This is a genomic window from Burkholderia arboris (assembly GCF_902499125.1).
In the GTDB taxonomy this organism is placed as follows: Bacteria; Pseudomonadota; Gammaproteobacteria; order Burkholderiales; family Burkholderiaceae; genus Burkholderia; species Burkholderia arboris.
Map to the genome: position 1 here is coordinate 158,458 of NZ_CABVPX010000007.1, position 11,745 is coordinate 170,202.

Genomic DNA, 11,745 nt, shown 5'->3' on the forward strand with positions numbered 1-11,745 from the left:
CGGGGCCGTTTTTATTTCGTCATGCGGCGGCCGGTCAGGCGGCCGGCGCGACGGACGCGCCCGTGATGCCGTGCCGACGCAGGGAATCGGCGACGAAGCCGGACGCTTTCATTTCTTCGACGAATGCATTCAGCATGGTTGCGGCCGCATCGCCGCGGCTTTTCGGCACGCCCATCGCCTGACGGATCACCATGAAGCGCTCGTCGAGCAGGCGCAGGCCGGTCGTTTTCGCGGCGTCGGCTTCGAGCTGCTGCTTCACGCCGGCCGCCACTTCCAGCCGCTGTTCGAGAAACGTCGGGACGACAGCCGGCGACGTCGGTGCGCGCACGATCTGGGCGGACTTCAGTTCGCGCGTGAGGAACAGGTCGTATGCGCTGCCCTTGCCGACGGCCACGCGGTTGTGCGGCTGGTCGACGTCGTCGTTGGTCCGGATCGGCGAAGCGTCGGGCACGAGATAGAAGCCTTCGATCAGCACGTACGGCGCGGTGAACGCGACGGTTTCGCCGCGCAGCGGATCCACCGCGAAGAAGCCGAAATCGGCGCGTTCTTCAGTCAGTGCCTGCACCGATTTGCCGGCGGCGTCGAACACCACGAGTTCCAGTTCGGCCGACAGGCGCTCGGCGAACGCGCGCGCGAGGTCGATCGAGACGCCGAAGGGTTCGCCCGTGGCAGCGTCGCGATTCGCGAGGATCGGGTTGCCGAGGTTGATCGACGCGCGGAGCTTGCCGGTCGGGGTGAAGGCGGAGACGGCGGAAGGGGCGATGGGCATGAGCGGGCTCGTGGGCGGCGTAGGGGCGGCAGGGTGACGGGGGACGCGCAACGGCGCGTCGATGTCGAGCTTATCACCCGGACGCCGGGGGGAGCGTGTCGCGGGGCGCGCCGGCTTCGAAACGTCGAGCCGGAACGCCCGCTTCATGGTCGTAGCTCCCCCGTCCGGGTGGCCTATGACGGTTCGGCTATTCGTTCCGGTGCTGACCGGAAACGAGCTGAGCAGACGGCGCAACCGCGATCGCGATTTTTCCCCGAACACCGTTGTCAGGACTCTCCAGCCGGGCATGGGCGAGCGGAATGTCGGCAAGCGAATAGACGGCGCCCACGTGTGGCCGCAACTGGCCGCGCTCGACCAACGCGCTCAACTCGTCGAGCTTGCCGCGGTTCTGCCGGGTGAAAACGAAGTGGTAACTCGCGTTCTTGCCCCAGGCCTGAAGGACGTTTTGCGGCTGTGCGATGTCCACGATCGTCACGACGCGGCCGAGTTGCGCGAGCGCGTCGGGGCTACGCGACAAGGTGTTGCCGCCAATGGTGTCGAACACGACATCGACGCCGCGGCCGCCCGTTTCCCGCAGGATGGCATCGACGTAATCGTCCTTCTGGTAGTCGATCACCACGTCGGCCCCCAGGCTTCGCGCGAACGCGAAGTTGGTTTCGCGCACGGTCGTGAACACCCTTGCACCGATGGCTTTGGCGAGCTGGATCGCCACATGACCGACGCCGCCCGCGCCGCCGTGTACCAGAATGCTTTCCCCGACTCTTAATGCCGCGCGCACGACCAGGGCTTCCCACGCCGTCCCGCCAACCAGGGTCAGGCTTGCCGCTTCAAGATGGCTCAGCGACGACGGCTTCTTCCCGACGATGCCTTCTGCCGCAACGTGGTACTCGGCATAGCTTCCCGGGCCGTCGAAAATCTGCGGGGTGTACCAGACTGCGTCTCCCGGGGAGAAGGTCGTCACCCCCGGGCCGACTGCCTCGACCACGCCGGAGACGTCATGCCCGGTAATGGCCGGCAGCGGCACCAGGTCGCGATAGTCGCCCCGTCGGACCTGGTAATCCAGCGGATTGATGGAGGTGGCATGTACGCGGACCAGCACGTGTCCCGCGTGCGGCACCGGCGTGGGCACGTCGCAAAGTTCGAACGATTCCGGGCCGCCAAACGACTTGAGTTGCATTGCTTTCATCGCACATCCTCGTTTCGATAAAAAGGGATATCGGGAATTATCGATATCATGGGGCAAAAAATTACAGGTCCTTGCCGATGCTCGCGGCAAGGGCACTGATGGCTGCTTCGTTCCGCTTGTAGTAGGTCCACTGGCCGATGCGCCTGACTTCGACCAGGCCGGCGCGTTGCAGTGTGGCCAGATAATCGGACACCGTGGACTGCGACAAACCGACGCCTTCCTGAATGCTGCTGACGCAGACGCCCACCGTATGAACGTCCCCCTCGTCCTGCGGAGGGAAGTGCTTCGCGGGATCCTTCAAACCCTTCAGGATTTCAAGGCGCGTCCGGTTCGAGAGAGCTTTGAAGATTTCGAGCAAGTCCATGGCGCGAGTATATCGAGATTTACCGATATGTCAATGTGGGGCGCGCTGTCGTCATGGAGAAGGGGGGATGCGGTTGGCTGGGTCGACGCCTCCGTCGGACCTGATGCTGCGTGCGCCTGTTGCAGCTTTGAAGACGGGTATCCAGGTCGGCCCGAGGCGCATCTGGCAGCCGAAGCGGGGGCGCCATTTTTCGGGTTCGCGATCGAGCGGGAAAAACCGGTCAGGATGCTTCTCGCTTCGCCACCTGGCGATCGGTACTTCAAGGTGTTCGACTCATGTTGCTGCAAGACTCATGCGCGAGTCGCCTCAGCATCGTGGCTTGCGAGGCAGGCATGTGACGTGGCGCAGTCCACCTCGGGTGCGGTTCGCCGCCACTCCAGCGGCGCCGTCACCGCGATACCGTGACGAAACACATTTATTGCAGGAGCACGGATGGGCCGCCGCTTGCCCGGAAGTTCGCGGCGACGGGTCGTGCTCATCGAGACCGACTGCTTCATGGTGCGGGATCGTGGGCAACGATCGAGGCCATTTCGCAGTTAAAAGCCTGCCGGGCGCGCCACGTGGTGACCCGCTACGTGAACCGACCGCAAGGCGCGAATGCTCGCCTCGTCAAATCAATTAGATGCAATTACGCAGTGGCAAAAATCTGAGCGGCATCAAGCCTTATTGTTATTCGCAAGGCGGTAGCGCTACGTCGCGAGAATGGAGTGATTTCGACGCGGCTTATAAATGACGAGGGAATGGTTGCGTGCGGCGGTGAACGCACATCACGGCGCCACCTTCATCCCTCGGTGGCGAGAGGCATTGGCTTGGGCGGAAATGCATGAGCGGAGCGTGTTCGATCAAGCCGAATTGAATCGTGGAAAATCCATCCAGGCCCCCAAGATGATTCAATATCGACCGACTCCGGTTTCAAGGTCATTTAAATCATTGTGAAATTATCGCGTCAAGAATTTCAGCTGAAGCAGGCTATTGGGAAATTGGCTCGGATATATTGCATTTTCCTTGCAATGAATGATGAATGAGGTAGGCTTGAGGCCGTCGTCATGATTTTCTTGAAAACTCCATACGTGGTGAATTTAACTATGCGCAATTCATCAGGTCGTTCTGCATTGAATTCGATTCAATCCATCATTGGAATTCTGCTGATTGCAGCCAGCCTTGCCGAAACCGCCCATGCGGTGCCAATCGAGACGTCGTTGCAACGCTCGGTCGACGAGGCGCTTGAATCCCGGTCGGGCAAGACGCTGAAACTGCCGGCCCAGTCGGACAGCAGTCTGGTCGAGGCAATAAGAACCGACGACGTTTCCAGGTGGGTATTTGGCACTGCGACGCAAATTCTGCGTGATGACGAATCTGCCGATCCCGTCACGAAGCTGTTCATTGCACGCAACGTGAATGGCCGGTGGATCGCAGGTGTGGAGGGCAGCAGCACGTTCGGAGCGTTGCTCGATGCGGCGCCCCCCACACTGCTCGCGGCCGACGAGCGGAAGAATCTGGCGTCACGGCGCACCGCGCTTGCACCACGGTCGGCTGCGTTGCCGCAACCGGGCCTTGCGTTGCCGTGGGAATCGAATGCGGGGTGGTACTGGACCGGCGGCGCACACGGCTGGTCCGGACAAAGCAGGCCGTACAATTCCCTCGATTTCTCGGGGGGTAACGGCCGCGTGCTGGCGGCGCGAGACGGCTATCTTTACAAGAGCTGCGAGCGCAACGGCAGCGCAATCGTGAAGGTGGTTCACGACAATGGCTATGCGACGACCTATTACCACATGGTCCAGCTGACGTCGCTGAACAGCGGCACGCGTGTCCGTCAGGGGGAATATCTCGGCAGCGTCGGAAACGGCTTGCCGTGCGGCGGGCAAACGACGGGGCCGCATGTTCACTTTTCATTGAGCAAGGATGGCAATGACGTGTCCGTCAATGGCATGACGATCGGCGGCTGGCAATTCTTCGAGGGTACTGGGCCGTATTCGGGATACGCGGTTCGAAATCAGCGGCGCGTCTCCCCGCAGGCATGGCTGGTCAACTACGGGAGCGCGGATTCCGGCGATCCGCCCACGCCCGTGAGCGCACGTGTACAGGCACCGGGTCCGGCGAATCTGCGCAGCGCGCCTTCGTTGTCGGCGCCGATTGTCGGTTCGCTCGAGAATGGGCGCACCGTGCAGCTCGCTTGCCACCAGTACGGCGACTCCGTGAATGGAAACTGGGGCGCTACGCGGCTTTGGTATCGACTCGACTCGAATCAATGGATCTCCGACGGATTCATCTACACGGGCAGCTACGACCCCGTGGTGCCGGAATGCGTGAGTTCGTGAGCATGCCGGTCTCGTGCTGCCTGCTGTAGCCAGAGCGCCGACGTGGCCGTCACGGTTCCGGTCGCGCCGTTGTGCCGTAGGGTGATCGTGCGAGTGAACGCCATGCAGCCGTGACGATCATTCTGTACAAACCGGGTGGATACACAGGGAACCGACGCACATCCTTCACTCCGCTCGGGTATGCTGCGTCACTGTTGGTCTGTTGAGCCAACCAGACATCGACGATGGGCGGAGCGGGCGACACCACGATCGCATCGCCCCCGTTCGCACCACGACGCCACTTCCCTCTCCCGGACAAGGACCCCCATGGCAGAACTCGACAACGCACTTTACGAGCGCATCGGCGCGCTGAGCGAGGCAGGCGACGCGTTGGCGGAAGACGAGGATTTCGAAGGCGCGCTGGCGAAGTACTGGGAGGCGTTCGATCTGCTTCCCGAGCCCAAGACCAACTGGGAGGCCGGCACCTGGTTGATGGCCGCCATCGGCGACGCGAATTTCTTCCAGGAAGACTACGCGGCCGGCCGCGACAATCTCGGCCACGCGATGCATTTCCCCAATGCGATCGGCAACCCGTTCCTGCACTTGAGGCTCGGCCAGTGCCAGTTCGAACTCGGCGATCTCGACCGCGCAGCGGATGAGTTGATGCGCGCCTACATGGGCGGCGGGCCGGAGCTGTTCGAAGACGAGGACGACAAGTATCTGCGGTTCCTGGCCACGCGGGCGGAAGGCATCGAGGCACCCTGACGAGGTCGTTCGCAACCGACGTCCCGTGTCGCGTTGCATCGCCACACGGGCACGTGGCCCCGCACGAACCCACGATCCAACGAACCCGACCCGCCGTCGTCTTCCCGGCGCCACGTTTCAGCTCGGCACGGCCATCGAGGGGCTGGGCGTGGTGCCGGCATCGCTGCCGCCGATCCAGCGCGATCTCGCCGAGGGGCGCCGCGTGTGTCCTGTCGCGTCGCCTGGCTTTCGACGCTCGAGGCCGGCGAGACTGATGTGCTGCGCATCATCGAGCCGGATGTTTGACGTACAGCCCTGCCGGCAGAAGTGTTCTTTGCCGGAGTAATGCGGCCATTACTCCGGACTTCCGGGGTGGCGATCAAAAACCGTGGAACATGCCGATGTTGACCTGAACCTGGTTGCCGCCCGATGAGGTGGCGCCGAAGTCGGCAGCCGAAGCCTGAGCGCCCTGAGCATGGACGTAGGCCCCCATCGCGTACAGCGCGGTGCTCTTCGACAGCGAGTACGTTGCACCCAGCGACACCTGGTTGATCGACGCCATCGTGCGACCTTCGGCAGCTTGCGTGGGGGTGGCTGCGGAACCGTACACGTAGGTGTACCCGGTAGCCAGCGACAGCGCCGGCGTGACCCGGTACTGCAGGAGGGCCCCCAGCACGTTGAAGTGGATCGACGGCTGGCCGTTGTTGCCCTGGTATTGGGCGTTCGAGTAGCGCAAGCCAGCCGTATACGGCCCAATTTGGTACTGAGTCGCGATTTGCGCGATGCCCGCGCTCTTGAACGCATTGCCACCGTTGTAGCCCGAACTCGGATAGCCCAGCGCGCCGCCGAAACTCGGTTGCGCCGTTGCGTTCAGCCAGCCGTTCTCACCCTGGTTCGTTGCGTGAAAGTACCCGCCGGCGACCGTCAGGCCGCCTTGAGCGTAGGTCGCAGCCGCCGACCACGATTGACCCGAACCCATTGCACCGGCAACGCCGCCGAACGAGTACGCGCCTTCAGCCTGGAAGCCGTGGATGATCGGCGAAATGTACTTCACGGCGCTGTTCTGGTTCGTCGTGTTGTCGTTGTTGTCGACGTCGCCTGGCGTCGAGAATGTCGTCGCCGAAATGGCGTCACCCGTGAGGCCTTGAACCATTTCCGTCACGGCGTCAAGCTGGCGCCCCATACGCAGGGTACCGTACTGATCGGACGCGAGGCCGACGTAGGCCTGGCGGTTGAACAGCGAACGCGTGGAACCAATAGGCCCTTGACCGCCAATGCCGCCTGTCGAGATGTTGAAACCATTCTCGATCTTGAAGACCGCCTGGAGGCCGCCGCCGAGATCCTCTTGCCCCTTGAGGCCCCACTTGTTCGACCCGGCTGCACCGCCATCGAGGCCGAACCGCTTGTGACCATTGACGTTCGACGTGTAGCCGATGCCCGCATCGAGCATGCCATACAGGGTGACTGACGACTGTGCCATTGCTGCCGAAGATGCTGCGAAGGCGGCAACAGCGATAACGCTGACGTTGATTATTTTGCTTTTCATCTGCATGTCACTGTCAGGAATAGTTTCGGGGTGGATTGAAACGGCGTGTGTTGTATTCGAATGCAGGTGACGGCGCACGGCCCGTGCGTCGCCTCGGCCGCAACGACCGGTGTCATATTCGTCAGATCGGCTTGCTGAATTTACTCATTTTGGCGTCCTTAAAATTTTTAGTTGTGAAACGCTAAACATGTCGACTTGTCCTGCCTTCTGCCGTATTCGTAATCCGGGCGAACTGCGGTACCGAATCCGCACAGCCGAATAGCGCGGGCGGATCGCCGTGCTGAACCAGACGCTTCTCCGATGGCATTTCGAAGAAGTACTGCAGCACCGTGCTTCACGCTCGCGCAGTTCCTGCGAGCGAGGTCAGCGATGCGGGAACCGGACCATGCGCCACCTGCGACAACAAGCGAGCCGGAAATACCGGCCGTCCTTGCAGACTGATTGAGAGTCCCGTTCAGTCACAGGCGACGTGCACGAACTTTTTCGACGAGCACCCACGCAGCCGGGTTGTGCTTTGCAAGTGCAAAAAACATATCAGGAACATAATTCGACGTCAAAATTTGTTTGATATAAGTTAATCTCGTTTGATAACCTGACGCTTTACGGAGTTTCCCTTATAGGAGCGGCATCGAGACGAAGTGTTATCGAGGTCCGCGTCGTCACGCTGATCACTGCGGGACGTGACAATTCCGGTTACGCGAGGCGTTTCCCCAATGCAATCGGCAACCCGTCCCAGCATTTGACGCTCGGGGCGTCCCAGTTCGAATTCGGCAATCTCGACCGCGCCGCAGACAAGCTGGTGCGCGCCGACGTGGGAGGGGCGGCACGGCGTTTCCGAAGACGAGGGCGGCAAGTACCCGCGATTTCCGACCATGCGAGCGCAACGCATCGACACGCGCGGATGTTCGCCCTCGGCACCCGGGCAGCGCTGCGCCGCCACGCCGAGCACTTGCTTCCGAGCATCCCGCCAGCCGATGAACCCGACCTTCGTCCCCGTCGCGCAATCCGATGCCGAACCCTCGTCGCCATCCGCATCGCCGCGATGCGCGACCGCCTCGAACGCATCGGTCGTTTCGATCCGCAGCGTGCGCGCGACCGGTTGCTCGCGTCGTTCGCCCCGGCGTTCTGCCGTTTCATCGAAGCCGGCAAGGCGTGCGTGCGCTTCGACGTGGTTCGCCCGGCGGCAGATCGCTGGCGGCGCGATCACCGGTCCATCGCGCCCGAGCAACAGGGCAAGGGCATCGGCGCCGCCGTGCTGCGCGAGCGTTTTGCCGAAGCCGGCGAACACTGGATGCCCGTTCGTGTCGGCGCATTGCGCGATGGCGACTCGAACCGCTTCTCCGAACGACACGGCTTCGTGCGAGCCGACGAAGCGGAATGGGACATTGACTACCGGCGCGAGCCGCGCACGGCAATGACGCAGCGCCCGCGCGCTGTACGCGGGTTGAAGCCAGGCCGGAAGTGGAAGTCATCGGAAGAATTAGCGTTTCCACCAATATGGAAAACGCGAAGGCGGCCGATGTTGCAGAGAGGGTGTGAATAATTGAACCGAGGCCAATTATGACGACATCTGCAATAAACGGCGTCAATGCTGCGCTGCTCGACACATCCAGCTCAACGTCGGCATCCGGCGACGCGGACCGCGTACCATCGATCCTGCTGGTCGACGACGAACCGAACGTGCTGTCGGCGCTCAGGCGCGTGTTCCGGCCCGCCGGCTACGACATCCTGACTGCCGAGAGCGGCGAGGCCGCACTCGGGATCCTGGCGTCGACCGATGTCGACCTGATCGTGTCCGACATGCGGATGCCGCACATGAGCGGCGCAGAGTTTCTGGCGCGCGCACGGGCGCTGTACCCGGACACGATGCGCATCCTGCTGACCGGTTATGCAGAAATCGCGTCGGTCGTGCAGGCCGTCAACGACGGCGGCGTGTATCGCTATCTGAACAAGCCGTGGGACGATCACGACCTGCTGCTGACCATCGAGCAGGCGCTGGAGCAGCGTCGCCTGCGCCGCGAAGCGGCCCGGCTGGCCGCGCTGACGGAAGCGCAGAACGACGCGCTGCGCCTGTTCAATACGGAGCTCGAAACGCAGGTGCGCGCGCGTACCGAGGAACTCGGCCAGACCGTGATGTTCCTGGAAGCCGCTCAACGCGACCTGAAAAGCAGCTTCACGGCGATGGTCCAGGTCTGCGCGAGCATGATCGAGCTTCGCTGCGGGGCCGCAAGCGGGCATGCGATGCGGGTCGGCGAGATCGCACGCCGGCTCGCGCTCGCGGCGGAGATGAGCGAACTGCACGCGCAGGACGTCTATTTCGCGGGGCTGTTGCACGGCATCGGCAAGCTGTCGCTGCCGGACGAATTGCTGCACAAGCCGCTCACGCGCATGAGCACGGACGAGCACCGGCTGTTCCACGAACATCCGCTGCGTGCGCAGATGGTGCTGACGCCGGTCGCGCAATTGCACAAGGTCGCATCGATCGTGCTGCACCAGTACGAGCGCTTCAACGGACGCGGCACGCCGGACGGACTGGTCGGCGATGCGATCCCGCTCGGCTCGCGGATCGTGGCGATCGCACGCGATTTCGAAGGGTTGCGTCACGGTGAAATCGGTGTGCCGCATTCGATCGAGCAGGCAATCGACGTGTTGCGCTCGCAGGCGAGCGTCCGCTACGACCCGCAACTCGTCGCGCGCTTCGTCGAGCTGATGCGGGACCCCGCGAGTCTCGGCATCGCGGCGTCCGTCGCCGAGATCAAGTCGGCGCAGCTGCGCGAGGGGATGCGGCTCGCCGACGATCTGCGTACGCATCGCGGCGTGCTGCTGATGACGAAGGGCAGCGTGATGTCGGCGCACCAGATCGAACTCGTGCGGCGCTTCGAGACGCGGGAAGGCACGCCGTTCGACATCCTCGTGCTGGCCGGCCCGGCTGCGTCGGCGCAGGCGCCCAACGCCGGCGCGCCGCCGGCCTGACCGCGCAACGATGGCGTGACGGCCGCGGTGCGCGATCAACCGCGCACCGCGGCGATGCATTCAACCCGCTCCAGGCGCCCGATCATGCATGGCACCTACAACCTGCCGCTCGTCGTACTGTCGCTGGCGATCGCGACGCTGGCCTCCTATACGACGCTCGATCTCGCGGCATTCATTTCGCTGCTCGACAACCCGAAGCTGAAGCGGGCGTGGCTGGGCGGCGGCGCGGCCGCGATGGGCACCGGCATCTGGTCGATGCATTTCGTCGGCATGCTCGCGTTCTCGCTGCCGATTCCGCTCGGCTATGCATGGCAGGGCACGGGCATCTCGCTGGCGATCGCTGTGCTCGTGTCGTATTTCGCGCTGAACGTCGTCACGCGCGCGCGGCTGGGCTGGCGGCGGCTGTGCGCGGGCGGCGTGCTGATGGGCGGCGGCATTGCCGGCATGCATTACATGGGGATGGCCGCGATGCACATGCAGCCGGGCATTCGTTACGATGCCGCGCTGTTCGCCGCCTCGATCGGCATTGCCGTGATCGCATCGACGGCCGCGCTCTGGATTGCGCAGGCGTTGCGCGTGCAACAGGCGCGCCATGCGACCGCGCAACGCGTCGGCGCGGCCGTCATCATGGGCCTCGCCATCACCGGCATGCACTACACGGGCATGGCGGCCGCGCATTTCGCGCCGGACGCACGCTGTGGCGCGGCGCAAGGCGTCGATGCGCCGTGGCTCGCGACGACGGTCGCGTTGTTCACGATGGCGACGCTGGTCGTCACGCTGATGCTGTGCCGCTTCGATGCGCGCACAACCTTCCTGCGCGGCATGACCGACACGCTCGAGAGGCTCGTGCGCTTGCGCACCGACGAGCTCGAACGCGCACTGCGCCGCTACGAGCAGACGACACAGATGCTGCAGCGCACGCGCGAGAACATGGCGACCGAGATCGACGAACGCAAGGCTGCGCACGCGCTGCTCGAACAGGAGAAGGACGAACAGCGGCGCCTGCTGCAGGTGCTCGAGGAAACGCACGAGCAGCTGCTGCAGTCGGAAAAGCTCGCGTCGATCGGCCAGCTCGCGGCCGGCGTCGCGCACGAGATCAACAATCCGATCGGCTTCGTCAGCGCGAACCTCAATACGTTGAAGACATGGGTGCGCAGCCTGCTCGACGTGGTCGCGGCGCATGAAGCCGCGCTGCCGCAGCTCGATCCGGCCACCCGCGACGCGCTGGCGGCCGCGCGCCGCACAGCGGATCTCGACTACGTGCGCGACGAGATCGCGACGCTGATCGACGAGTCGATCGACGGTGCGCTGCGCGTGCGGCGGATCGTGCAGGACCTGCGCGATTTTTCGCGCCCGGCCAGCGACGAATGGCGCGTGGTCGATCTGCATGCAGGGCTCGAGAGCACGCTGAACGTCGTTCATAACGAACTCAAGTACAAGGCCGACGTCGTGCGCGACTACGGCGAGGTGCCGCACGTCGAATGCCTGCCTTCGCAACTGAACCAGGTATTCATGAACCTGCTGGTCAACGCGGCGCAGGCGATTCCCGAGCATGGCGTGATCACCATCCGCACGTCGAGCGACGGCGACCAGGTATCGATCGCCATCAGCGACACCGGCACGGGCATGACGCCCGACGTCGTCCGGCGGATCTTCGATCCGTTCTACACCACGAAGCCGGTCGGACAGGGCACGGGGCTCGGGCTGTCGGTGTCGCACGGCATCGTCGAGCGCCATCGCGGCGCGATCGACGTGACCAGCGAGCCCGGGCGCGGCACGACCTTTCGGGTGCGGCTGCCGGTCCGGCGTGCGGGCGATCGCGCGAACGCGGCAGCGCTGGCGCAACGGGCATGACGCCATGGCGGC

8 protein-coding genes and 2 pseudogenes are annotated in these 11,745 nt (G+C 63.7%); 6 read left to right on the plus strand and 4 right to left on the minus strand.

Going from position 1 to position 11,745, the window contains the following annotated elements; translation table 11 throughout:
* Positions 1 to 34: 34 nt before the first annotated feature.
* From BLA15945_RS11145 to BLA15945_RS11155, 3 genes are all read right to left on the minus strand, one after another.
* The gene (locus tag BLA15945_RS11145) at positions 35 to 769 is read right to left on the minus strand and encodes an ABC transporter substrate-binding protein (RefSeq protein ID WP_174992349.1); all 735 of its coding nucleotides are present in this window, start codon (positions 767 to 769) and stop codon (positions 35 to 37) included.
* Between the two features lie 187 nt (positions 770 to 956).
* On the minus strand, positions 957 to 1,955 hold the full coding sequence (locus BLA15945_RS11150; protein ID WP_174992350.1) for a zinc-dependent alcohol dehydrogenase family protein: 999 nt from the start codon (positions 1,953 to 1,955) through the stop codon (positions 957 to 959).
* Positions 1,956 to 2,016: 61 nt separating this feature from the next.
* Positions 2,017 to 2,319, minus strand: coding sequence for an ArsR/SmtB family transcription factor (locus tag BLA15945_RS11155; RefSeq protein WP_059241362.1), 303 nt, complete (start codon positions 2,317 to 2,319; stop codon positions 2,017 to 2,019).
* 1,046 nt (positions 2,320 to 3,365) lie between these two features.
* On the opposite strand from BLA15945_RS11155, the gene BLA15945_RS11160 reads away from it, so the two are divergent.
* The 3 genes and pseudogenes from BLA15945_RS11160 to BLA15945_RS37635 all read left to right on the plus strand — a co-directional run.
* Entirely contained in the window at positions 3,366 to 4,637 is a 1,272-nt protein-coding gene (locus tag BLA15945_RS11160; RefSeq protein WP_407045097.1) for a peptidoglycan DD-metalloendopeptidase family protein, read from the plus strand.
* Positions 4,638 to 4,943: 306 nt separating this feature from the next.
* Positions 4,944 to 5,381 carry a tetratricopeptide repeat protein gene (locus BLA15945_RS11165; RefSeq protein ID WP_059241364.1) on the plus strand — a complete coding sequence of 146 codons (438 nt, stop codon included), beginning with the start codon at positions 4,944 to 4,946 and terminating at the stop codon, positions 5,379 to 5,381.
* 118 nt (positions 5,382 to 5,499) lie between these two features.
* Positions 5,500 to 5,613 (plus strand): annotated as a pseudogene (locus BLA15945_RS37635) (LysR family transcriptional regulator); the annotation flags it as partial.
* 126 nt (positions 5,614 to 5,739) lie between these two features.
* Here BLA15945_RS37635 and BLA15945_RS11170 read toward each other — a convergent pair.
* Positions 5,740 to 6,906: a porin gene (locus tag BLA15945_RS11170; protein WP_174992417.1), complete on the minus strand. Its 1,167-nt coding sequence runs from the start codon at positions 6,904 to 6,906 to the stop codon at positions 5,740 to 5,742.
* Positions 6,907 to 7,880: 974 nt separating this feature from the next.
* Here BLA15945_RS11170 and BLA15945_RS11175 point away from each other — a divergent pair.
* The 3 genes and pseudogenes from BLA15945_RS11175 to BLA15945_RS11185 all read left to right on the plus strand — a co-directional run.
* Positions 7,881 to 8,326, plus strand: a pseudogene (locus BLA15945_RS11175) (GNAT family N-acetyltransferase); the annotation flags it as partial.
* Between the two features lie 140 nt (positions 8,327 to 8,466).
* Entirely contained in the window at positions 8,467 to 9,879 is a 1,413-nt protein-coding gene (locus tag BLA15945_RS11180; protein ID WP_059241365.1) for an HD domain-containing phosphohydrolase, read from the plus strand.
* A gap of 84 nt (positions 9,880 to 9,963) precedes the next feature.
* Positions 9,964 to 11,733, plus strand: coding sequence for a histidine kinase (locus BLA15945_RS11185; RefSeq protein ID WP_174992351.1), 1,770 nt, complete (start codon positions 9,964 to 9,966; stop codon positions 11,731 to 11,733).
* The last annotated feature ends 12 nt before the right edge of the window (positions 11,734 to 11,745 follow it).

Coding starts and splice junctions, on each gene's coding strand:
- BLA15945_RS11145 (WP_174992349.1), bottom strand. CDS start 769: ATGCCCATCGCCCCTTCCGCCGTCTCCGCCTTCACCCCGACCGGCAAG.
- BLA15945_RS11150 (WP_174992350.1), bottom strand. CDS start 1,955: ATGAAAGCAATGCAACTCAAGTCGTTTGGCGGCCCGGAATCGTTCGAA.
- BLA15945_RS11155 (WP_059241362.1), bottom strand. CDS start 2,319: ATGGACTTGCTCGAAATCTTCAAAGCTCTCTCGAACCGGACGCGCCTT.
- BLA15945_RS11160 (WP_407045097.1), top strand. CDS start 3,366: ATGATTTTCTTGAAAACTCCATACGTGGTGAATTTAACTATGCGCAAT.
- BLA15945_RS11165 (WP_059241364.1), top strand. CDS start 4,944: ATGGCAGAACTCGACAACGCACTTTACGAGCGCATCGGCGCGCTGAGC.
- BLA15945_RS11170 (WP_174992417.1), bottom strand. CDS start 6,906: ATGAAAAGCAAAATAATCAACGTCAGCGTTATCGCTGTTGCCGCCTTC.
- BLA15945_RS11180 (WP_059241365.1), top strand. CDS start 8,467: ATGACGACATCTGCAATAAACGGCGTCAATGCTGCGCTGCTCGACACA.
- BLA15945_RS11185 (WP_174992351.1), top strand. CDS start 9,964: ATGCATGGCACCTACAACCTGCCGCTCGTCGTACTGTCGCTGGCGATC.